We start from the raw sequence: 19,058 nt of genomic DNA on the forward strand, positions 1-19,058 counted from the left end.
CCATAAATCCAATCCTCTGGAGGTTCCTGTGAGCGTGGGCGTAATAACTGGCATTGTGCTGGTGGTGTTGTTACTGGGCTATCTGATCTATGCCCTGTTAAACGCGGAGGCCTTCTGATGGCGGCCAATGCTTTTTTACTCATCGCATTTTATCTGGTGCTGCTGATGGTGCTGGCGCAGCCGCTTGGACGGGGCCTGGCTTCGTTAGTGGCTGATAAGCCGGTGTTTGCCCGCCTGGAAGCGCCACTGTGGCGACTGCTGGGCGCGCAGGCATCGGACATGCGCTGGCCGCACTACCTGCTGGCAATTCTGTTGTTCAACGCGCTGGGTTTCGTGGTGCTGCTGGGCATTTTGCTGTTGCAGGGCTCACTGCCGCTGAATCCTCAGCAGTTGCCTGGCCTGAGCTGGCATCTGGCGCTCAACACCGCCACGAGCTTCGTGACCAACACCAACTGGCAGTCCTACAGCGGCGAAAGCACCCTGAGCTATTTCAGTCAGATGGTGGGCCTGACGGTGCAGAACTTCCTCTCTGCCGCGACCGGTATCGCCGTCGCCTTTGCGTTGATCCGTGGCTTCGCCAATCGCAGCTCTGCTTCGCTGGGTAACGCCTGGCGCGACCTGACGCGCATCACACTCTACGTCTTACTGCCCATCAGCCTGCTGATGGCGCTGTTCTTTGTCAGTCAGGGCAGCATTCAGAACTTCGCGCCTTATCGCAGCATCTCCACGCTGGAAGGCGTGCAGCAGACGCTGTCGATGGGGCCGGTGGCGTCGCAGGAAGCGATCAAAATGCTGGGCACCAACGGTGGCGGCTTCTTTAACGCCAACTCCTCTCATCCGTTTGAAAACCCGACGGTGCTGACCAACCTGGTGCAGATGCTGAGCATCTTCCTGATTCCGGCGGCGCTCTGTTTCGCGTTTGGCGAAAGCGTGCGTGACCGTCGTCAGGGCCACATGTTGCTGTGGGCGATGACGCTGATGTTTGTGGCGGCGGTATCGGTCGTGATGTGGGCCGAACTGCAGGGCAACCCGCACTTCCTCCAGCTAGGTGCTGACAGCGCCGTCAATATGGAAGGCAAAGAGACGCGCTTTGGCATTCTTAACAGCAGCCTGTTTGCGGTCATCACCACTGCGGCCTCCTGCGGTGCGGTCAATGCCATGCATGACTCCTTTACCGCGCTGGGCGGCATGGTGCCGATGTGGCTGATGCAGCTGGGTGAAGTGGTGTTTGGCGGCGTTGGTGCCGGTCTCTACGGCATGCTGCTGTTTGTGCTGCTGGCGGTGTTTATCGCCGGACTGATGATTGGCCGTACCCCGGAGTTCCTGGGCAAAAAAGTCGATGTATGGGAGATGAAAATGACCGCGCTGGCGATTCTGGTCACCCCGGCGCTGGTGCTGATCGGCACCGCCCTGGCGATGATAACCGACGCCGGACGCAGCGCGATGGCAAACCCCGGCACTCACGGCTTCAGTGAAGTGCTCTACGCGGTCTCTTCGGCAGCTAACAACAACGGCAGTGCCTTTGCCGGACTGAGTGCGAACACGCCGTTCTGGAACCTGTTACTGGCTGCCTGCATGCTGCTGGGTCGCTTCGGCATCATCATTCCGGTGATGGCCATTGCCGGTGCGATGGCGGTGAAAAAAGTGCAGCCGGTAGGGAACGGCACGCTGCCAACCCACGGTCCGCTGTTTATTGCACTGCTGATCGGCACCGTGCTGCTGGTGGGTGCACTGACCTTTATTCCTGCTCTGGCGCTGGGCCCGGTGGCTGAGCATCTGCAACTTGTTCAGGGACAATCCTCATGAGTCGTCAACAACAGGCGTTATTTGACGCAGCCCTGCTGCGTACCTCGGCCTGGGATGCAGTGAAAAAGCTCGATCCCCGGGTACAGTTCCGTAACCCGGTGATGTTTGTGGTCTACCTCGGCAGCATCCTGACCTCGCTGCTGGCGCTGGCGATGCTGACCGGACGTATCAGCGGCAGCGCCAGCTTTACTGGCTCGATTGCGGTCTGGCTCTGGTTTACCGTGCTGTTCGCCAACCTGGCAGAGGCGCTGGCAGAAGGGCGCAGTAAGGCCCAGGCGAGCAGCCTGAAAGGGGTCAAGAAGACCAGCTTTGCCAAAAAACTGTCATCGGCGCGCTATGGTGCCGGGTGGCAGCAGGTCAGTGCCGATGAGCTGCGCAAAGGCGACGCGGTGCTGGTGGAAGCGGGCGATATCATTCCCTGTGATGGCGAAGTGATGGAAGGCGGGGCCTCTGTCGATGAGAGCGCCATTACCGGTGAATCTGCACCGGTCATCCGTGAGTCAGGAGGTGACTTCGCCTCTGTGACGGGGGGTACGCGTATTCTCTCTGACTGGCTGGTGATCACCTGTAGCGCCAACCCGGGCGAAACCTTCCTTGACCGGATGATCGCCATGGTGGAAGGCGCGAAACGCCGCAAAACCCCGAATGAGATCGCGCTGACTATTCTGCTGGTATCACTGACTATCGTGTTCCTGCTGGCGACCGTGACGCTCTGGCCGTTCTCGGCCTGGGGCGGCACGCCGGTCAGCGTCACGGTACTGGTGGCACTGCTGGTCTGTCTGATCCCGACCACGATCGGCGGCCTGCTGTCGGCGATTGGTGTGGCGGGGATGAGCCGCATGCTGGGCGCTAACGTCATTGCGACCAGTGGACGTGCGGTGGAAGCCGCCGGGGATGTGGATGTGCTGATGCTGGACAAAACCGGCACCATCACGCTGGGTAACCGCCAGGCGACCCAGTTCATGCCCGCGCCGGGCGTCAGCGAAGAGCAGCTGGCCGACGCCGCGCAGCTCGCCTCGCTGGCCGATGAGACGCCGGAAGGCCGCAGCATCGTGGTGCTGGCAAAACAGCGATTTAATCTGCGTGAGCGCGATCTCAGCAGCATGGGTGCCAGCTTTATTCCGTTCTCCGCCCAGACCCGCATGAGTGGCGTGAACGTGCAGGATCGGTTGATCCGCAAAGGTGCCGTCGATGCCGTTCGTCGCCATATCGAAGCGAACCACGGCCGTTTCCCTGCCGAAGTGAATGCCCAGGTGGAAGAGGTGGCACGCAGTGGCGGCACACCGCTGGTGGTGTCGGAGGGCGCGAACGTGCTGGGCGTGGTGGCGCTGAAAGATATCGTGAAAGGCGGCATCAAAGAGCGTTTTGCCGAACTGCGCAAAATGGGCATTAAAACGGTGATGATCACCGGTGATAACCCGCTGACCGCCGCGGCGATTGCCGCAGAAGCGGGCGTGGATGACTTCCTGTCAGAAGCCACGCCGGAAGCCAAACTGGCGCTAATCCGCCAGTATCAGGCAGAAGGGCGTTTAGTGGCGATGACCGGTGACGGCACCAATGATGCGCCAGCACTGGCGCAGGCGGATGTGGCGGTGGCGATGAACTCCGGTACCCAGGCGGCGAAAGAGGCGGGCAACATGGTCGACCTCGACTCGAACCCGACCAAGCTGCTGGAAGTGGTGCACATCGGTAAACAGATGCTGATGACGCGCGGTTCACTGACCACCTTCAGTATTGCCAATGACGTGGCGAAATATTTCGCCATTATTCCGGCGGCGTTTGCGGCGACCTATCCGCAGCTCAACATGCTCAACGTGATGCATCTGCACTCGCCTGCCAGCGCAATCCTGTCGGCGGTGATCTTTAACGCCCTGGTAATTGTCTTCCTGATCCCGCTGGCCCTGAAAGGCGTCAGCTACCGCCCACTGAGTGCGGCTGCGCTGCTGCGCCGCAACCTGCTGGTTTACGGGCTGGGTGGCCTGCTGGTGCCGTTTATCGGCATCAAAGCGATCGATCTGCTGTTAGTGTTTTCAGGCATGGCCTGAGGAGAGAAAAATGAGTCAGTTACGTCCGGCAATTTTACTGTTGTTGCTGCTTACGCTTGTCACCGGTGTGGTTTATCCTTTGCTCACCACCGGTCTGGCGCAGTGGCTGTTTCCGTCCCAGTCCAGCGGCTCGTTGCTGGAGGATCATGGCGTGGCGCGCGGGTCAGTGCTGATTGGCCAGAACTTTACCCAGCCCGGCTATTTCTGGGGCCGTCCTTCAGCGACAGGTGATAAACCCTATAACCCGCTCTCCTCAGGCGGCAGCAATATGGCCGCCAGCAACCCGGCGCAGGATAAAGCGGTAGCCGACCGCGTCACTGCGCTCCGGGCCGCCAATCCGCAGGCACCGGCCGCCGTGCCGGTTGAGCTGGTCACCGCCTCAGCCAGCGGGCTGGATCCGGATATCTCGCCACAGGCTGCTCTCTGGCAGGCGCCACGCGTCGCTGCCAGCCGCAGGGTGCCGGTGGCGCAGGTCGAGGCGCTGATTGAAAAGATGACGCATCGTCCACTGATGCCATTCCTCGGCACACCGACGCTCAACGTGTTGCAGCTGAATATGGCGCTCAACGAACTGTAAGGGTGTTAAGGAAGCGATGAACCACGAACCCCAGCGTCCCGATCCCGACGCACTGCTGCAGGCTAACCGCGAAACACATCGCGGCCAGCTGAAAATTTACTTTGGTGCCTGTGCTGGCGTGGGCAAAACCTACGCCATGCTGCAGGAGGCACAGCGGCTGCGTGCGCAGGGTCTGGATGTACTGATCGGCGTGGTAGAGACGCATGATCGGCCGGAAACCGCACAGTTGCTGACAGGATTAACCCTGCTGCCGCGTCGCGCGACCGGCCGTTCGCGTCATGCGGAGTTTGATCTCGATGCCGCACTGGCCCGCCATCCGGCGGTGATCCTGATGGATGAACTGGCGCACACCAACGTAAAGGGCTCACGCCATCCCAAGCGCTGGCAGGATATCGAGGAGCTGCTGGAAGCAGGCATTGATGTCCTGACCACCGTCAACGTTCAGCACCTGGAGAGCCTCAACGATGTGGTTGGCGGCGTCACCGGTATCCAGGTACGCGAAACCGTGCCCGACCCCTTTTTCGATAGCGCCGATGAAGTGGTGCTGGTCGATCTGCCGCCCGACGATCTGCGGCAGCGACTGAAAGAAGGCAAAGTGTACATTGGTGACCGCGCGGAGCGCGCCATCGAAAACTTTTTCCGCAAAGGTAACCTATTCGCCCTGCGTGAACTGGCTCTGCGCCGCACCGCCGACCGGGTCGATGATCAGATGCGCGCCTGGCGCGATCAGCAGGGACGGGAGCGCGTCTGGCACACCCGCGATGCCATTCTGCTCTGCATTGGTGACGACAGCGGCAGTGAAAAGCTGGTCCGAACCGCTGCCCGGCTGGCGGCGCGACTCGGCAGTGAATGGCACGCGGTCTATGTCGAAACGCCCCGGCTCAACCGGCTGCCGGAAGCGCGGCGACGGGCGATTCTGCGCACCTTACAGCTGGCGCAGGAGCTGGGCGCGGAAACGGCCACCCTCTCTGAACCGGATGAAGCGGAAGCGGTACTGGGCTATGCCCGCGAACACAATCTGGGCAAAATCGTCACCGGCCGTCGCCCGCTGCGGCGCTGGCGGCGTGACAGTTTTGCCGAACGGCTGGGCCAGCTGGGTCCGGATCTTGACCTGCTGGTCGTCGCGCTGGATGAACCGCTGAAGGATGCGCCGCATCCGCTGCCGGATGGCCGTGTTACCAGCGAAAAATGGCGTATTCAGCTGCGCGGCGTGATGATGGCGCTGGTGCTCTGCATCGTTGTCACCGCAGCCGGACAGTCGGTGCTGATCAATTTCGATCCCGCCAACTGCGTGATGATCTATCTGCTTGCAGTGGTGATCGTGGCGCTGCGCTATGGCCGCTGGCCGTCGGTGATCGCCACGGTGATGAATATCATTGCCTTCGATCTCTTCTTTGTGGCGCCCACCGGCACGGTGGCCGTCTCCGATCTGCAATATCTGGTGACCTTTGGTGTGATGCTGGCTGTAGGTGTCATTGTCGGCAATCTCACGGCAGGCGTACGCTATCAGGCGCGGGTGGCGCGCTACCGCGAGCAGCGGGCGCGCCAGCTCTATGAGATGGCGAAATCGCTGGGCAGCGCGTTAACGCCGCAGGATATTGCCGCCACCAGCCAGCGGGTGCTCGACGCCACGTTACAGGCGCGCTGCCTGTTGCTGCTGCCGGATGATGAGGGCGAGCTGAAGCCGGTGGGTGATGCGTTACCGGCCAGCGAGCCGGATCGCGCGATTGCGAAATGGAGTTACAGCAAAGGCCAGCCTGCGGGCGCGGGCACCGATACCTTACCGGCGGTGCCTTATCAGATCCTGCCGCTGAAAAGCGGCGCGCACTGCCGGGGTTTACTGGTGGTGGAGCCGCAGAACCTGCGTCAGCTGATGATCCCCGAACAGCAGCGGCTGGTAGAGACCTTTACCGTATTGATCGCCAACGCCCTGGAGCGGATAGCGCTGTCGCACAGCGAGGCGGCCTCCCGTCTCTCGGCTGAGCGTGAACAGCTGCGCAATGCGCTGCTGTCGGCGCTGTCTCACGACCTTCGCACGCCGCTGACTGTGCTATTCGGCCAGGCGGAGATGCTGATGCTCGACCTGGCCAGCGACAACTCAAAATATGTGCCACAGGCGAGCCAGATCCGCGAGCAGACGCTGAGCACCATCCGGCTGGTGAGCAACATGCTGGATATGGCGCGCATTCAGTCGGGCGGCCTCAATCTGCGGGAAGAGTGGCTGGCGCTGGAAGAGGTGATCGGCGGCGCGCTGAGCAGCATGGCTCCGTCGCTGAAAGGGCATGAGGTCCAGCTCGATCTGCCGGATGATATCGTGCTGATCAAAGGCGACAGCACACTGCTGGAGCGGGTCTTCACTAACCTGATTGAAAACAGCCTGAAATATGCCGGTAACAGCGCACCACGCGGCATCCGCGCCTGGCGGGCAGCAACACGGCTGGAGATGGCGGTCTGGGACAGCGGGCCGGGCATTGCCGAAGACGACTTAACCCGGATATTCGATAAGTTCTGGCGCGGCAATAAAGAGTCGGCGGTGCCGGGCGTCGGGCTGGGTCTGGCGATCTGTAAAACCATTATCGAGAGTCACGGTGGCCAGATCTGGGCCGAAAACCGGCCCGAAGGTGGCGCCGCATTTCGTCTCTCGCTGCCGCTGCCGCCCGCCCCTGAAATTTCTGACGAAGGGCTGAAATAACTTCACAGTTGATCGGTTATACTGCCGGACCTGTTTGATTATTCGTGGGATTGTATGGAACGTTTTACCGAAAACCTGATGTATGCATCGCGCTGGTTGCTGGCCCCGGTTTACATTGGACTTTCGCTGGGATTGCTGGCGCTGACCATTAAATTTTTCCAGGAAATTTTCCACCTGCTGCCCAACATTTTCAGCATTGCGGAAAACGATCTGATCCTGCTGCTGCTGTCGCTGGTGGACATGACGCTGGTTGGCGGTCTGCTGGTGATGGTGATGCTGTCGGGTTATGAAAACTTTATCTCTAAGCTCGATATCGACGAAGACAAAGAGAAGCTGAGCTGGCTGGGCAAGATGGACTCCGGCTCGCTGAAAAACAAAGTCGCTGCCTCCATTGTCGCCATCTCCTCGATTCACCTGCTGCGGGTGTTTATGGAAGCGCGCAACGTCGAAAACGACAAACTGATGTGGTACGTGATTATCCACCTGACCTTTGTGCTCTCTGCCTTTGTCATGGGCTGGCTGGATCAAATGTCGCGCGCCGACAAAAAACCGAAGTAACCCTTCTGGCTGCCCGCTGACGCGGGCGCCTGCTTTATCCTTTCCGTTCTGATCCCCCCGAATGACCTTCCGGCTTCGAGGCCGGGCGTGTGCCCGCCAGTTGCGGCATGACCTCTTTAATCATGGCAAAGAAGTGTTGCAGCCTGGCCGGGTAGTAACTCGCCCAGGGATAGGTCAGCCACACCGGCAGCGGCGGTGCCTGCCACGCAGGCATCAGCTGAACCAGGCCGCCATTCGCCAGATCTTCCTGCACCGCCCAGGACGAGACGATCGCAGCACCCATCCCCGCCAGTGCCGCTTTGCGCACCGCATATAAACTGTCGCTGCTCAGCCGGGGGGTAATCGCCAGATTCACCGGCTGGCCATCGTCAATCTTCTGCAACGCCACTTCGTTACGGTAAAAACTGGTCAGTGCCAGCCACGGCAGATCGCGCAGCTGTTCAATCTGCTCTATGGGCGGATGCTGCGCCAGCAGGTGCGGGGCCGCCACCACAATGCGCGGCACTTCGGCCAGCAGAATCGCCACCACTGAGGGATCGGTGGGTGCGCCGACCTGGATAGCGCAGTCGACATTCTCCGCCATAAAGTCGGGCGTACGGTCATTCAGCATCCACTCAATGTTGAGCCGGGGATAGCGGTGCAGGTAGTCCACCAGCGGGGCGATGAGCTGATCCTGACCAAAGGCGTGCGGGGCACGAACCCGCAGCGTACCGACCGGATCGGCGCTGGCACCGGTCAGTTCATCTTCCAGCGCATGCCAGGTCGCCAGCAGCTGTCGCGCCTGGGCGTAGCAGCGTTCGCCATCATCAGTGAGCTTCAGCGCATGCGTGGTGCGCAGGATCAGCTTCAGCCCCAGCCGCTGCTCCAGGGTCTGTAGCCGACGGCTGACGGTGGGCTGTGTCGTACCGAGCTGGGCGGCAGCGGCGGATAAGCTGCCGCTCTCGACGATACGGATAAATGTCTGCATCAGGTCGATGCGATCGCTGCTGTTAGGGTTGTTCATACGTACCACGCATAATGGTTTTGCCTGATGTTAGTCTACCGCGTATAACCGCGATGCGCTTTAATGGTGGTACGAATTGATGAGGATTACAGCATGTCAGCCATACAAACCCAGACTCAAAATGAAACGCTCTCTACGCCACTGGTGTTTACTCTGGCCGCCGGTGCCGGACTCAGCGTTGCGTCGATTTACTACAGCCAGCCGATGCTGGATATCATCAGCAAGCAGTTTAATGCCGGCATTGGCGCAGTTGGCATGGTGCCGATGCTGACCCAGGCGGGCTATGCGCTGGGTATTCTGCTGCTGGCCCCGCTGGGCGATCGCCATGACCGCCGCACCATTATCTTTATTAAAGGCTTATTGCTGGTAGCGGCGCTGCTGCTGTGTGGTTTTTCCGGTGGACTCAGCGCGCTGCTGGTTGCCAGCTTTATCACCGGCCTGACCGCCACGGTGGCGCAGGATATTGTGCCCGCGTCGGCGGCCCTGGCCCCGGAACGCAGCCGGGGTAAAATAGTCGGCACGGTGATGACCGGGCTGCTGGTCGGCATCCTGTTATCGCGGGTGGTCAGCGGAGTGGTGGCGGAGTATTTCGGCTGGCGCACCATGTACATGATCGCCGCGCTGGCGGTGCTGCTGATTACGCTGACGCTGTGGCGGGTCCTGCCGCGCTTCGCACCCGGCACCTCGGTGAGCTATCCGCGGCTGTTGCTGTCGCTGGTGCATCTGTGGCGTCACCATCAGACGCTGCGCCGCGCCGCGCTGGCTCAGGGGCTGCTCTCTGTGGCCTTCAGCGCCTTCTGGTCGACGCTGGCGTTAATGCTCAGCGACCGCTTTCATCTGGACAGTGCGGTGGCCGGCGCCTTTGGTTTAGCCGGTGCAGCGGGTGCCATGGCGGCACCGCTGGCAGGCAGCTTTGCTGACCGCATTGGTCCGGCAAGGGTTACGCAGGCCGGTGCCGCGCTGGTGACAATCTCCTTTGCGCTGATGTTCCTGCTGCCGCTACTGCCGATGCCGGCGCAGCTGGCGCTGATAGTCGTTTGTACCATCGGCTTTGATTTAGGCGTACAGGCCACGCTGGTGGCGCATCAGACGCTGGTTTATGGCCTGGCGCCGGAAGCGCGCAGTCGCCTGAATGCCCTGCTGTTTACCGTGGTGTTCATCGGTATGGCCACCGGTGCGGCGCTGGGCAGTCTGGCGCTGGCTCACTGGGGCTGGAATGGTGTGGTTGCGCTCGCCACCTTAGCCGGTGCAGCTGCTCTTGCGGTCCGCTTCGCCAGCCGTCACCTGAAAAACTGACACCTCGCCCGTCAAAAAATGTGCCAGGCTTATTCATAAACCCAAAATATTGTGGAGTATTATGAACTTTTTAGCCTGGACAGCAGCGACGGGCGGCCTCCTGCTGCTGATGTCGCTGGCTTCCGGTTGGATTCACCGGGGGCCAGTGACCTCATTTGGTCTGTTCCTTATCGCGGGCATGCTGTGCGGCCCGTGGGGATTTGATGTTATCCACCTTGATATCGTCACCCATTCCGAAGCCGTGGCCCATATTACTGAAATCACCATGGCGGCCTCGCTGTTTATCACCGGCCTCAAGCTGCGTCAGCCGCTGCAGAACAACTGCTGGCACACCGGGCTGAAACTGGCTTTTCCCGCCATGCTGCTCACCGTCGGCGCAATGACCCTGCTGGCACACTTCCTGGTGGGATTAGACTGGCCGATAGCGCTGGCGTTTGGGGCGATTGTCGCGCCGACCGATCCGGTGCTGGCGAGTTTAATCTCGGTCAACGATGCGCAGGATGATGATTCGCTGCGGGTGGCGATCTCCAGCGAGGCGGGCATGAACGATGGCTCCGCATTACCCCTGCTGATGCTGGCGCTGCTGCTGTTCAATGGTGAAAGCCTGAGTGGGGCGATGCTGGCCCACTGGGGTGCAGTCGAGGTGCTCTGGGCAATTGGTGGCGGTCTTGTTATCGGGTTTGTTCTGGGACAGTTAATCGGCATGCTGGCAACCCGACTGCGCAATGCTAATGGCGACGTTGCGCCCAATGATTTTCTGGCGCTGGCGCTGATTGCGCTAAGTTATGCGCTGGTGGAATACCTGGGTGCCTCCGGCTTCCTGGCCGCCTTCGCCGCCGGACTGGGGTTACGCCGTGCCGAGCTGGGCGTGTTTCGTCGCCATCAGCCTGACGATCTCTCTGACGACGAGCGTGTGTTGCCGTCTGAGGCGCTGGTGAATCCTAACAAACGACTGGCGCATCAGGGCGACAACAATATGGTGAAGTCGATTGGGTTTGTAGTAGGCGACGCCCTCTCTTTTGGCGATACTATTGAACGTTTACTGGCGGCTGGCATGATGGTGGTGCTGGGCGTCACACTGGCGCAGCACTGGAATATCTATGGCGTGCTGATTGGCCTGGTGCTGTTTGCGGTGGTGCGACCGCTGGCCGTGTGGCTGGTGACAGTACGCGCCGGACTCCCGCTGGGGCAGCGTCTGCTGATTGGCTGGCTGGGTATCCGGGGAATTGGCAGCCTGAACTATATCGCCTATGCCTGGACGCACGGCATGCAAGGCCCGCAGATGGAAATCATGACGAATATGGCGTTAACGCTGGTGGTCTGCAGCGTGGTGGTTCACGGCACCACCGTGACGCCGCTGCTGAACTGGCGTCAGAAGCGCCTTGAAGCCCTTCAGCGCAAGGTATAACCCGAACAAACAGGAGTTAAGAATGAAAGTGACTCAGATAGTGCTGCTGAGCATCCTCGCCACCGGCAGCGCGCTGGCGGCGGACGACACTGACACCGAGCAGAATGTTTACGCCAGTCAGCTGTGCCACATTGTCAGCGGCGAAAAAAAGGTCGCGAGTGCGGATCAATATGTTGAACAGATGAAATCTTCAGTGGCGCGCAGTCAGTCATCATCGGCGATGAATCAGCCCGAATTTGATGAAGAGTCCGCGCGTGAAGTGGCCAGTGCCTGGCTGCAACTGGGTGACGATGAGCGTGCCAAACTGCGCGTCAACGAACAGCAGTGTGAGCAGGCCGTCATGGCGCAGTTCCAGCAGGAAGATTAACCACCCTGAATGAGATAAAAACGCGCCTGCCGGGCGCGTTTTTTTATGGCTTTTGACACTCGATTGCGTACATAATCGCCACCCATGGCACCAGACTTGCATTGATTCATTCTTCTGCAGCCTGCCGCACCGGTTTGCTGACACTTCGGGCTTCACAAAACAGGCATTATGATTACGCGTCGACGCTTTATACTCGGCACGGGAGCGCTCGGGCTCTCCATGACCACCGGCAAATTATTTGCCCGCGATGACATTATTCCCCTCTGGCCGGATGATCCGCCCGGCGGCGGCGGCCCATCCGGCCAGTTGAAGATTAACAGCACGGGTTCCTGGTCAAATATCGTCAGCCCGGCAATTCAGCGGTTTAAACCGGAAAATCCGAATGGTGAAGCGGTATTAATTGCCGCTGGCGGCGGTTATCGCTGGATCGGCATGGGACGTGAAGCCTGGCCGGTCGCGCGCTGGCTCAATGCCAATGGCTATACCGCCTATGTGCTCAGCTACCGGTTGCCGCATGAGAAGTGGCAGGCGGGTCGGCTGGCGCCGCTGCAGGATGCGCAGCGTGCCATCCGGCTGGTGCGATCCTTTGAGCGCAAGGTGCACGTACTGGGCTTCTCGGCCGGTGGGCATCTGCTGGGGATGGCGGCGGCACGGCCGGATTTTGAATCGTATCCGGCCATCGACCCGCTGGATGAAGTGGTGCCGAAAGTTGACAGCGTTGGCCTGATCTATCCGGTCATTACGCTGGAAGCGCCTTATCAGCACACCAATACCCATCTGATGATGGTCGGTAAAAATGCCACGCCGCAGGATGAGGCGAACTGGTCAGTGCAGAACTATGTAACCCGAAAGTATCCGCCAACGTTTCTGGCGCAGGCCGAGGACGATCACACCTCCAATCCGTTTAACACCGAACTGATGCGCGACACCTGTCGCCGTAACCGCGTGCCGGTTGAACTGATTCAGATCAGCAAAGGCGGACATGGGTTTGGTCTTGGCAAGGCGGGCAGCCCGGCAGCCCTGTGGGATCAGGCGTATGTGCGCTGGCTGGATCAGGTGAGCTGAGTTGCACTGGCGCGGTGCGTCGCTGCACTCCGCAGCCCTGTTATCATTTCCCATGCGGCTGACATAAAAAAGCCGGCATTAGCCAGCCTCGCTAAATTAGCGATTTTCAGGACAGAAGCAATACCGCACAAAACATGATCAGCCTGGTCAGAACTGATAGGTCAGGCCCATGCCGATACTGTTTTTCGTCGTAATGCCGGTGGCACGCGTAAAGTCATTTTCCTTCAGCAAGTTAATGCGGTAGTCCACGTAGGTCAGCATGTTCTTGTTGAAATAGTAATAGGTGCCCACTGCAATATATTTCTGCATCGTCTCGTTGCCCCCGGCAAAATTCCCTGCGCCCTGCAGGTTTTCGCCACGCTGGGTAACAAAACCCACAGAAGGGCGCAAACCGTTCAGGAACTGGTACTGCGCAATCGCTTCAACGTTATGGGTTTTGTCGGCGACCTGTGCCAGCTGCCCATAAGGCGTAACGTCATTGGCTTCGCCATACATTGCGGCCAGATAGATCTGGCTGGCATCATATTTTGCAGAGGTTACCCAGGCGGTGGCTTCGTCTCCCTGTCCGTCAGCTTGCTGAGTCAGCGTCCGTTTTGCTTTCATCCCTGCCGCCGCAATGCTCAGCCCATCGGTAATGCTGTAAGTCAGGCCAGCACCGTAACCATCCCCGTTAGCCAGTCTGGCGGTTGCGCGGTCATTTTTCCCTTGATACTGCAGGGTTAGCTTTAATCCACCCCAGTCCGGAGAGTGCCATGTCGCGAGGCCGGTTGAGCGTTTTGACAGGAAGTTATCGTTAGTGGTCATGGTGCCGGAACCGTAGACCGGTGCCATATCCGTATAGGCAGAAGCAACATACAGTACCCCAAAGCTACGGCCATAATCGAACGAGCCGAAGTCGACCATTTTCAGACCTGCAAAGCCTAAACGTGTGGCATTACCCGTTTGTGCATCGCTAGCGCCTTCACTGTGATTCAGCTGGAAATTATATTCCCATTGACCATAACCGGTAAGCTGATCATTAATTTGCGTCTCACCTTTAAAACCCAGTCGTGCATAAGAGTTGTCGCCATCTTCTGCAATATTATCTGAGAAAACATGGCGCGCATCAACTTTACCGTACAGGTCGAGCTTATTTCCATTTTTATTATAAATCTCGGAAGAGTATGCAGGAAATGAGATCAGAAAACACATTGCATACGGCGCGATTTTTTTTATTTCATTGTGCATATCATCTGCCCTTATCAGTTAACTGAAGTATGAGGATATTACCGCCCAGGGCGGCATTTATTTCGATATCACTTTCGTCTTTTTTAATAAATAATAAAATGGTTATAATGGCCATAAAGGCTATGGCCACTTTCTATAATAAATTCCCCTGGTGTTATTGCATTCCTGCAGCGTATTTCCTGGCGATTTTTTATTAAAAGGTTAAGTCGGGTATATCGCTTAATACTGTTTGTGCGCCTGCATCAATATATTTTCGGGCAAGAACCGGGTCATTGATCGTGGCAATCGCGAATTCAATACCTGAACGGGCCAGTCGCGCCAGGTCTTCGTCCGTCGCGAAGTCACCCAGGAAATGCAGGATCTGGCAATCTGTTCTGGCGAGGAGCGCCGCGGGGTCTTTCGGCGGGATGCAAACCGCCAGCCCACGCGGTACGTCAGGCATAAGCTTTGCGGCAACCTGCAGCGAAATCTCAGAGAAGCTGCTGATAAATAACTTCTTCTCGTTTGCTGGCCACAGTGACTTCAGCTGAGCGATCGCTATCTCCGCCGTTTCCACTTCCTGCCCGGAGGTGGGTTTGATTTCCAGTTGCAGCCCGACGCCTTTATCCAGTACAAAGCCGACAGTTTCAGCCAGCGTAGGCACTTTCACGCCCTTGAAAAGGTGGCCGTAACACACCCCAGCCTCCAGCGACCGAATCTCTTCCAGAGTTAAATTCGCCACATAGCCTTTGCCATTCGTTGTCCGGTTTACGGAATCGTCATGAATAATGACCGGTTGCATATCTTTGGTGAGTTTGACATCCACCTCAATCCACGTCGCGCCGCGTTCAACAGCCGCCTGAAACGAAGGTAGTGTGTTTTCCGGTGCCAGCAGTGGTGCGCCCCGATGGGCAATCAGGCGTGAGTTCACTACACGTGCAGGTTGTTTTTTGGTCGACATTCCTGGCTTTACCTTCTGTTAGGGTTTTATCGCAGGTCTACCTGAGCAAAACCTGGTTAGAAAATTCGGTTCTGACTTCATCACCCAGCGGTTTAGGCATGAACTGAGTGCCATAAACGCGCTCTTTGTTGTTGATTAGCCCCGCATCGCGATTCACTTCTTTGTTTTGAGGGGTAATGCCGTAAACCTGTTGGAACAGCCGTTGGGTGGTGGGTAGCGTCAGCCAGTGAATAAACAGCAACGCTGCCGCTTTATGGGGGGCGTTTTTGGGTATCGCCACCATATTTCCGCCACCGGGCATGCCGAAATCGGGGATATAAAGCCGGATCGTTTTCGGGACTTCACCGTGGTTTTCTAATCCCATCAGGTAATCTTCCCAGGCGGGAACCAGCAGGAATTCACCGCTGACCAGTCGGGTGATGCTGTCGGCATTGGAGGCCGTAATGATGTAGTTGGGGCGCTGCTGTTTGAACCACTTCCAGGCGGGCTGAAGAGCCGTCAGGCTTTTTACGTCCGCATCGCCTTTCGTGAAATCAAAACCCGGTACCAGTGTGCGCGTCACCGATTCAATGAAGGCCGGGCCGGATCCGCCGTTTTCAACGTTGAAGCCAAATTCCTGACGATGACTCTGCAAAAAAGCCGTAATCTGCGGCAGTGTTCGCGGTAACTCACTTTCTTTCAGGCGGCGCGAATCGTAGGCCAGACCGGTCTGGTTGCCCCAAAATGCCACGCCATAGCCTTTACTGTCCGTTCCCTCAATGGTGTAGTTCAGGGTTTTGCCTGCCGGCAGCAGTGTATTAATCGGGCCAAAAAACGTTTGCTGAGGTGATACGGTCCCGAAGGCCCCGCCGCCAATCGAAAACAGATCAATATCACCCGTATCCCGTCCCCGGTCTGCCATGAGTTTATTAATATTGCCCTGTAGTGTACCTTCCGACAGGGTAACGCTAATACCGTACTGTTTTTCAAACAGGCTGACCTGCTCTTTTAAACGGTCCTGGTAATACCATTGATACCAGGTTAATTCCCCTTCTTTTTTCGCCTGTTCGACAATCTGTTCCCAGTTCATCGTGGTTAAATCCTGAGCCTGGCTATAGAAAGCCCCAGCCAGCAATAATATTGCAGCAACGAGTCTGAACATATGTTTCCCCAATAACGCGAATTAAAGACTGTCAGCCTTTTCCTGCAAAGGCGGCGACAGGATTTCTTGTCAGTAATTTTTCTGCAATCAACATTAAAATGACATTCGGTATAACCAGCATTAAAGAAATGACCGCCGCATTGGGTCGAATAAAGTTATAACCCAGATAAGAATACAGAATGGTAGGGACGGTAATAAAATCGGGTGAGCCAACAATGAAACTTATGGCGAACTCTTCTATTGATAACGTAAAAACAATAATTAATGCAGCAAATATTCCCGGTTTCAGGGTGGGCAGGCAGGCCACTAAAAAACGGTTTATCACCGAAGCGCCCATATCTCGTGCCGCATCAAGCGTATCCTGGCGTATCTGCGAAAACGACAGGGTCATAATGCGTACGGCATAAGGCATCAGGATAATAATATGCCCTGTCAAAATGCCGCCAAACCGGCTGTGAATACCCACTACGTTGAGCAACATGGAAAAAAACAGCGCAACGACAAAGCCCGGAACGATAAGCGGCAATAAGATCGCATTCTGTAAAAGGTCTTTGCCCGTAAACGACATTCTGCCAAACGCCCACGCGGCAGGCAGAGACAGCACCAGCGTGCACACGGAGACGGTTGCCGCCAGTAAATAGCTGTTCCTGAGCGCCTGCGGTAACGCGGTCGTGGTCCATACTTCCACCCAGCGGCCCAGTGAGAGAACCGGCGGCAGAGCATCTGGCCATGCCCACGGATGGGTTTTATCGACCAGTGACCACAGGACGGTCAGGATCAAGGGAATAACCAGCCACAGCATAAAGAGAGCGGTGATAATGATCATCATGACGATCCGCAGCGGGGATAAGGTCTGTCTGGCTTTCATGATCGCTGTTCTCCGGCTTGTTGTAGCCACTTCGCCAGGGCGGCAAGCACGACTGCCCCGACAAAAGCCGCCAGCATTAAAATCACCGCGACAACGGCCGAGAGATTCCAGCCCTGCGCGCTCATTTCAGGGAAGCGCAGCATGTACTGCGAAAGCGAGAACACGCTGGTCGGGCCCGCAACGACCTGGAATGAAAAGTCACCCAGGGCACCGATGAAGATCAGTACCAGCGATACCTGAACGGACTTGATAGATAAGGGCAGGATGATCTGTAATAACCGGGCAGTCTTGCCAGCACCCAAATCCTGCGCGGCATTAAAAATTTCGTCGCCAATCGCGCGCAGGCTGGCGGTAATGATAAGCAGTGCATAGGGAAGCTGTTTCCAGACCTGCAAAATAATCACGCCAATTCCCCAGCGGTCATTCTGCATTCTGATGGGGTGAGAGATGATCCCCAGCTTGAGCAAGCCCAGGTTAATAAAGCCCTGCCAGGAAATCAGGTTGATAAACAGCAGTGCAGCTACCAGCCCGTGTACCATCAGCGGGGCTTTGAGTAAGCCGCCTATCAGCAGCGAGCCGGGGAAAGGCTTTCTCAGCCACAGTGCCAGCGGAAGCGCCAGGGCAACGGATAGCACCGCGCTGATGACGCCGATTCTGAGCGAATAGTCTGTCGCGCGCCACAGCTGGCTGTCATTCAGAATGGTTTGCCAGTACTGAAGCGTGAAGTGCGCCGGTGCGCCAAAATTAAACAGGCCAACGGATTGCGTCAACGCCATGATCACAATCAGCACCATAGTGATGATTACCGGTGCGACTGCGGGCAGGACCAGCCACCAACAGAGCCTGTTCCGGTTGCGCGTTTTCATAAATAGCTTTCCCGTAAAAAGCGGATCTTATCTGGCGCAATAGAGAAATTTACATTGTCACCTTCGCGGATGGGGTTTTTACCGACCAGCTGGATACAACACGGATATTCCGTTTCTTCATGGCCCAACGGATGAACCTGAAGTTCAGAAAGGTTGCCCAGAAAACTGACTGCACCGATCCCGAAGGCCAGCGTGTTTTTCCCGGTACCGTGTTCGCTCAGCAGGGCATCCTCAGGGCGCCAGAAGGCATAGACCTTGTCCGATACGGGCGGCACAGGGCTATGGATTTCCATTTCGCCCAGTACGCACGCAATGCGATAAATACCGGTGCTGCTGTCGCTATCCAGTACGCGGGCTTTCATGACGTTAGCCTGACCGACAAAACCAGCGACAAAGCGGTTTATCGGGGAGTAATAGATCTCATCCGGCGTACCGGTTTGTTCAATCTTTCCGGCATTCATGACTACCACAACGTCCGACATCGACAGGGCTTCTGCACGGTCATGGGTAACATAAATGGCGGTAAACCCATGGGAGCGCTGAAGCTGTCTGATCTCCAGTCGTACCTTGTCGCGTAATTTGGCATCCAGATTTGACAGCGGCTCATCAAACAACACGATTTCCGGACGCACGGCCAGGGCTCTGGCCAGCGCCACGCGCTGCTGCTGACCGCCGGATAACTGCGCTGGCATTTTAGGCAAATGCGCATTCAGCGATACCTGAGCGGCGGTCTGCGCTACACGATCGTGAATGTCCGTTTTTGCCATCTTCATCTGCTTTAGACCAAACCCGATATTTTCAGCAACGGAAAGGTGAGGGAAAAGCGCATAGGACTGAAAGCACATCGCCGTGTCGCGATGTTCAGGTTTGACATGATGCATGTCCTGCTGGTGGATCAGTACTTCGCCACTATCAAGACTGTAAAAGCCGGCAATAACTTTAAGCAGCGTGGTTTTGCCACAGCCAGAGGGGCCAAGCAGGGAAACAAATTGCCCTTTTTTGGCCTGCAGTGAAATGCTGTTCAGCGCGACAAAATCGTCGAACGTCAGCATGGCATTGTGGATTTCTAGCGTATTCACGTTGGACTGCTCCGTCATAAAATACCAGGTGATTCTAAATTAATGCGATATGCATAATAATTCGGCATATTGAATTTTAGCAATTTCAGACAGGTTAAGAATTTATTAACTTTTTAAAAC

The 19,058-nt window shown here is 57.2% G+C and carries 17 protein-coding genes; 10 read left to right on the top strand and 7 right to left on the bottom strand.

Annotation, left to right across the window (positions count from 1 at the left end; genetic code table 11):
- Window positions 1–28: 28 nt before the first annotated feature.
- Genes kdpF through HZZ01_RS17195 form a run of 6 tightly spaced genes read left to right on the top strand, consistent with a single transcriptional unit; the run spans window position 29 to window position 7,678 of the window.
- Window positions 29–118 carry a K(+)-transporting ATPase subunit F gene (gene kdpF / locus HZZ01_RS17170; RefSeq protein WP_010253443.1) on the top strand — a complete coding sequence of 30 codons (90 nt, stop codon included), beginning with the start codon at window positions 29–31 and terminating at the stop codon, window positions 116–118.
- Window positions 118–1,806: a potassium-transporting ATPase subunit KdpA gene (gene kdpA / locus HZZ01_RS17175; RefSeq protein ID WP_179898735.1), complete on the top strand. Its 1,689-nt coding sequence runs from the start codon at window positions 118–120 to the stop codon at window positions 1,804–1,806. The genes kdpF and kdpA overlap by 1 nt, the downstream gene beginning before the upstream one ends.
- Entirely contained in the window at window positions 1,803–3,851 is a 2,049-nt protein-coding gene (gene kdpB, locus HZZ01_RS17180) for a potassium-transporting ATPase subunit KdpB (RefSeq protein WP_179898736.1), read from the top strand. Before kdpA ends, kdpB begins: the two co-directional genes overlap by 4 nt.
- A gap of 10 nt (window positions 3,852–3,861) precedes the next feature.
- Window positions 3,862–4,428 carry a potassium-transporting ATPase subunit KdpC gene (gene kdpC / locus HZZ01_RS17185; protein ID WP_179898737.1) on the top strand — a complete coding sequence of 189 codons (567 nt, stop codon included), beginning with the start codon at window positions 3,862–3,864 and terminating at the stop codon, window positions 4,426–4,428.
- Window positions 4,429–4,444: 16 nt separating this feature from the next.
- On the top strand, window positions 4,445–7,120 hold the full coding sequence (gene kdpD / locus HZZ01_RS17190; protein ID WP_179898738.1) for a two-component system sensor histidine kinase KdpD: 2,676 nt from the start codon (window positions 4,445–4,447) through the stop codon (window positions 7,118–7,120).
- A 54-nt stretch (window positions 7,121–7,174) separates the two neighbouring features.
- Window positions 7,175–7,678, top strand: a complete 504-nt coding sequence (locus tag HZZ01_RS17195; RefSeq protein WP_136199029.1) for a TIGR00645 family protein — start codon at window positions 7,175–7,177, stop codon at window positions 7,676–7,678.
- 34 nt (window positions 7,679–7,712) lie between these two features.
- Here the strand turns inward: HZZ01_RS17195 and HZZ01_RS17200 are convergent, their stop codons facing one another.
- Complete coding sequence (locus tag HZZ01_RS17200) at window positions 7,713–8,681, bottom strand: LysR family transcriptional regulator (RefSeq protein ID WP_179898739.1); 969 nt, start codon at window positions 8,679–8,681, stop codon at window positions 7,713–7,715.
- A 93-nt stretch (window positions 8,682–8,774) separates the two neighbouring features.
- Between HZZ01_RS17200 and HZZ01_RS17205 the strand changes: the two genes are divergently transcribed.
- From HZZ01_RS17205 to HZZ01_RS17220, 4 genes are all read left to right on the top strand, one after another.
- Window positions 8,775–9,977 (top strand): MFS transporter, encoded by a 1,203-nt coding sequence (locus tag HZZ01_RS17205; RefSeq protein WP_179898740.1) that lies wholly within the window; start codon window positions 8,775–8,777, stop codon window positions 9,975–9,977.
- Window positions 9,978–10,038: 61 nt separating this feature from the next.
- Complete coding sequence (locus tag HZZ01_RS17210; RefSeq protein WP_179898741.1) at window positions 10,039–11,385, top strand: sodium:proton antiporter; 1,347 nt, start codon at window positions 10,039–10,041, stop codon at window positions 11,383–11,385.
- A 22-nt stretch (window positions 11,386–11,407) separates the two neighbouring features.
- Window positions 11,408–11,752, top strand: coding sequence for a hypothetical protein (locus HZZ01_RS17215; RefSeq protein ID WP_179898742.1), 345 nt, complete (start codon window positions 11,408–11,410; stop codon window positions 11,750–11,752).
- A 168-nt stretch (window positions 11,753–11,920) separates the two neighbouring features.
- Window positions 11,921–12,817 (top strand): alpha/beta hydrolase, encoded by an 897-nt coding sequence (locus HZZ01_RS17220; protein WP_179898743.1) that lies wholly within the window; start codon window positions 11,921–11,923, stop codon window positions 12,815–12,817.
- Window positions 12,818–12,964: 147 nt separating this feature from the next.
- On the opposite strand, the gene HZZ01_RS17225 is transcribed toward HZZ01_RS17220, so the two are convergent.
- The 6 genes from HZZ01_RS17225 to HZZ01_RS17250 form a co-directional block, all read right to left on the bottom strand.
- Window positions 12,965–14,044 carry a porin gene (locus tag HZZ01_RS17225; RefSeq protein WP_304622177.1) on the bottom strand — a complete coding sequence of 360 codons (1,080 nt, stop codon included), beginning with the start codon at window positions 14,042–14,044 and terminating at the stop codon, window positions 12,965–12,967.
- A gap of 193 nt (window positions 14,045–14,237) precedes the next feature.
- The gene (locus tag HZZ01_RS17230; protein WP_179898744.1) at window positions 14,238–14,984 is read right to left on the bottom strand and encodes a glycerophosphodiester phosphodiesterase family protein; all 747 of its coding nucleotides are present in this window, start codon (window positions 14,982–14,984) and stop codon (window positions 14,238–14,240) included.
- Window positions 14,985–15,021: 37 nt separating this feature from the next.
- Complete coding sequence (locus HZZ01_RS17235; RefSeq protein ID WP_179898745.1) at window positions 15,022–16,125, bottom strand: extracellular solute-binding protein; 1,104 nt, start codon at window positions 16,123–16,125, stop codon at window positions 15,022–15,024.
- A 31-nt stretch (window positions 16,126–16,156) separates the two neighbouring features.
- Window positions 16,157–16,993 (bottom strand): ABC transporter permease, encoded by an 837-nt coding sequence (locus HZZ01_RS17240; protein ID WP_179898746.1) that lies wholly within the window; start codon window positions 16,991–16,993, stop codon window positions 16,157–16,159.
- Window positions 16,990–17,859 (bottom strand): ABC transporter permease, encoded by an 870-nt coding sequence (locus HZZ01_RS17245; protein ID WP_179898747.1) that lies wholly within the window; start codon window positions 17,857–17,859, stop codon window positions 16,990–16,992. The genes HZZ01_RS17240 and HZZ01_RS17245 overlap by 4 nt, the downstream gene beginning before the upstream one ends.
- On the bottom strand, window positions 17,856–18,956 hold the full coding sequence (locus HZZ01_RS17250) for an ABC transporter ATP-binding protein (RefSeq protein WP_179898748.1): 1,101 nt from the start codon (window positions 18,954–18,956) through the stop codon (window positions 17,856–17,858). The genes HZZ01_RS17245 and HZZ01_RS17250 overlap by 4 nt, the downstream gene beginning before the upstream one ends.
- Window positions 18,957–19,058: the final 102 nt, after the last annotated feature.

Origin of the sequence: Pantoea sp. WMus005 (genome assembly GCF_013415305.1) — a bacterium.
Classification (GTDB): Bacteria; Pseudomonadota; Gammaproteobacteria; order Enterobacterales; family Enterobacteriaceae; genus Pantoea; species Pantoea rara.

What these genes read in the sequence shown, in the direction of transcription:
- kdpA (WP_179898735.1), top strand. Translation starts at nt 118, where the DNA reads ATGGCGGCCAATGCTTTTTTACTCATCGCATTTTATCTGGTGCTGCTG.
- kdpB (WP_179898736.1), top strand. Translation starts at nt 1,803, where the DNA reads ATGAGTCGTCAACAACAGGCGTTATTTGACGCAGCCCTGCTGCGTACC.
- kdpC (WP_179898737.1), top strand. Translation starts at nt 3,862, where the DNA reads ATGAGTCAGTTACGTCCGGCAATTTTACTGTTGTTGCTGCTTACGCTT.
- kdpD (WP_179898738.1), top strand. Translation starts at nt 4,445, where the DNA reads ATGAACCACGAACCCCAGCGTCCCGATCCCGACGCACTGCTGCAGGCT.
- HZZ01_RS17195 (WP_136199029.1), top strand. Translation starts at nt 7,175, where the DNA reads ATGGAACGTTTTACCGAAAACCTGATGTATGCATCGCGCTGGTTGCTG.
- HZZ01_RS17200 (WP_179898739.1), bottom strand. Translation starts at nt 8,681, where the DNA reads ATGAACAACCCTAACAGCAGCGATCGCATCGACCTGATGCAGACATTT.
- HZZ01_RS17205 (WP_179898740.1), top strand. Translation starts at nt 8,775, where the DNA reads ATGTCAGCCATACAAACCCAGACTCAAAATGAAACGCTCTCTACGCCA.
- HZZ01_RS17210 (WP_179898741.1), top strand. Translation starts at nt 10,039, where the DNA reads ATGAACTTTTTAGCCTGGACAGCAGCGACGGGCGGCCTCCTGCTGCTG.
- HZZ01_RS17215 (WP_179898742.1), top strand. Translation starts at nt 11,408, where the DNA reads ATGAAAGTGACTCAGATAGTGCTGCTGAGCATCCTCGCCACCGGCAGC.
- HZZ01_RS17220 (WP_179898743.1), top strand. Translation starts at nt 11,921, where the DNA reads ATGATTACGCGTCGACGCTTTATACTCGGCACGGGAGCGCTCGGGCTC.
- HZZ01_RS17225 (WP_304622177.1), bottom strand. Translation starts at nt 14,044, where the DNA reads ATGCACAATGAAATAAAAAAAATCGCGCCGTATGCAATGTGTTTTCTG.
- HZZ01_RS17230 (WP_179898744.1), bottom strand. Translation starts at nt 14,984, where the DNA reads ATGTCGACCAAAAAACAACCTGCACGTGTAGTGAACTCACGCCTGATT.
- HZZ01_RS17235 (WP_179898745.1), bottom strand. Translation starts at nt 16,125, where the DNA reads ATGTTCAGACTCGTTGCTGCAATATTATTGCTGGCTGGGGCTTTCTAT.
- HZZ01_RS17240 (WP_179898746.1), bottom strand. Translation starts at nt 16,993, where the DNA reads ATGAAAGCCAGACAGACCTTATCCCCGCTGCGGATCGTCATGATGATC.
- HZZ01_RS17245 (WP_179898747.1), bottom strand. Translation starts at nt 17,859, where the DNA reads ATGAAAACGCGCAACCGGAACAGGCTCTGTTGGTGGCTGGTCCTGCCC.
- HZZ01_RS17250 (WP_179898748.1), bottom strand. Translation starts at nt 18,956, where the DNA reads ATGACGGAGCAGTCCAACGTGAATACGCTAGAAATCCACAATGCCATG.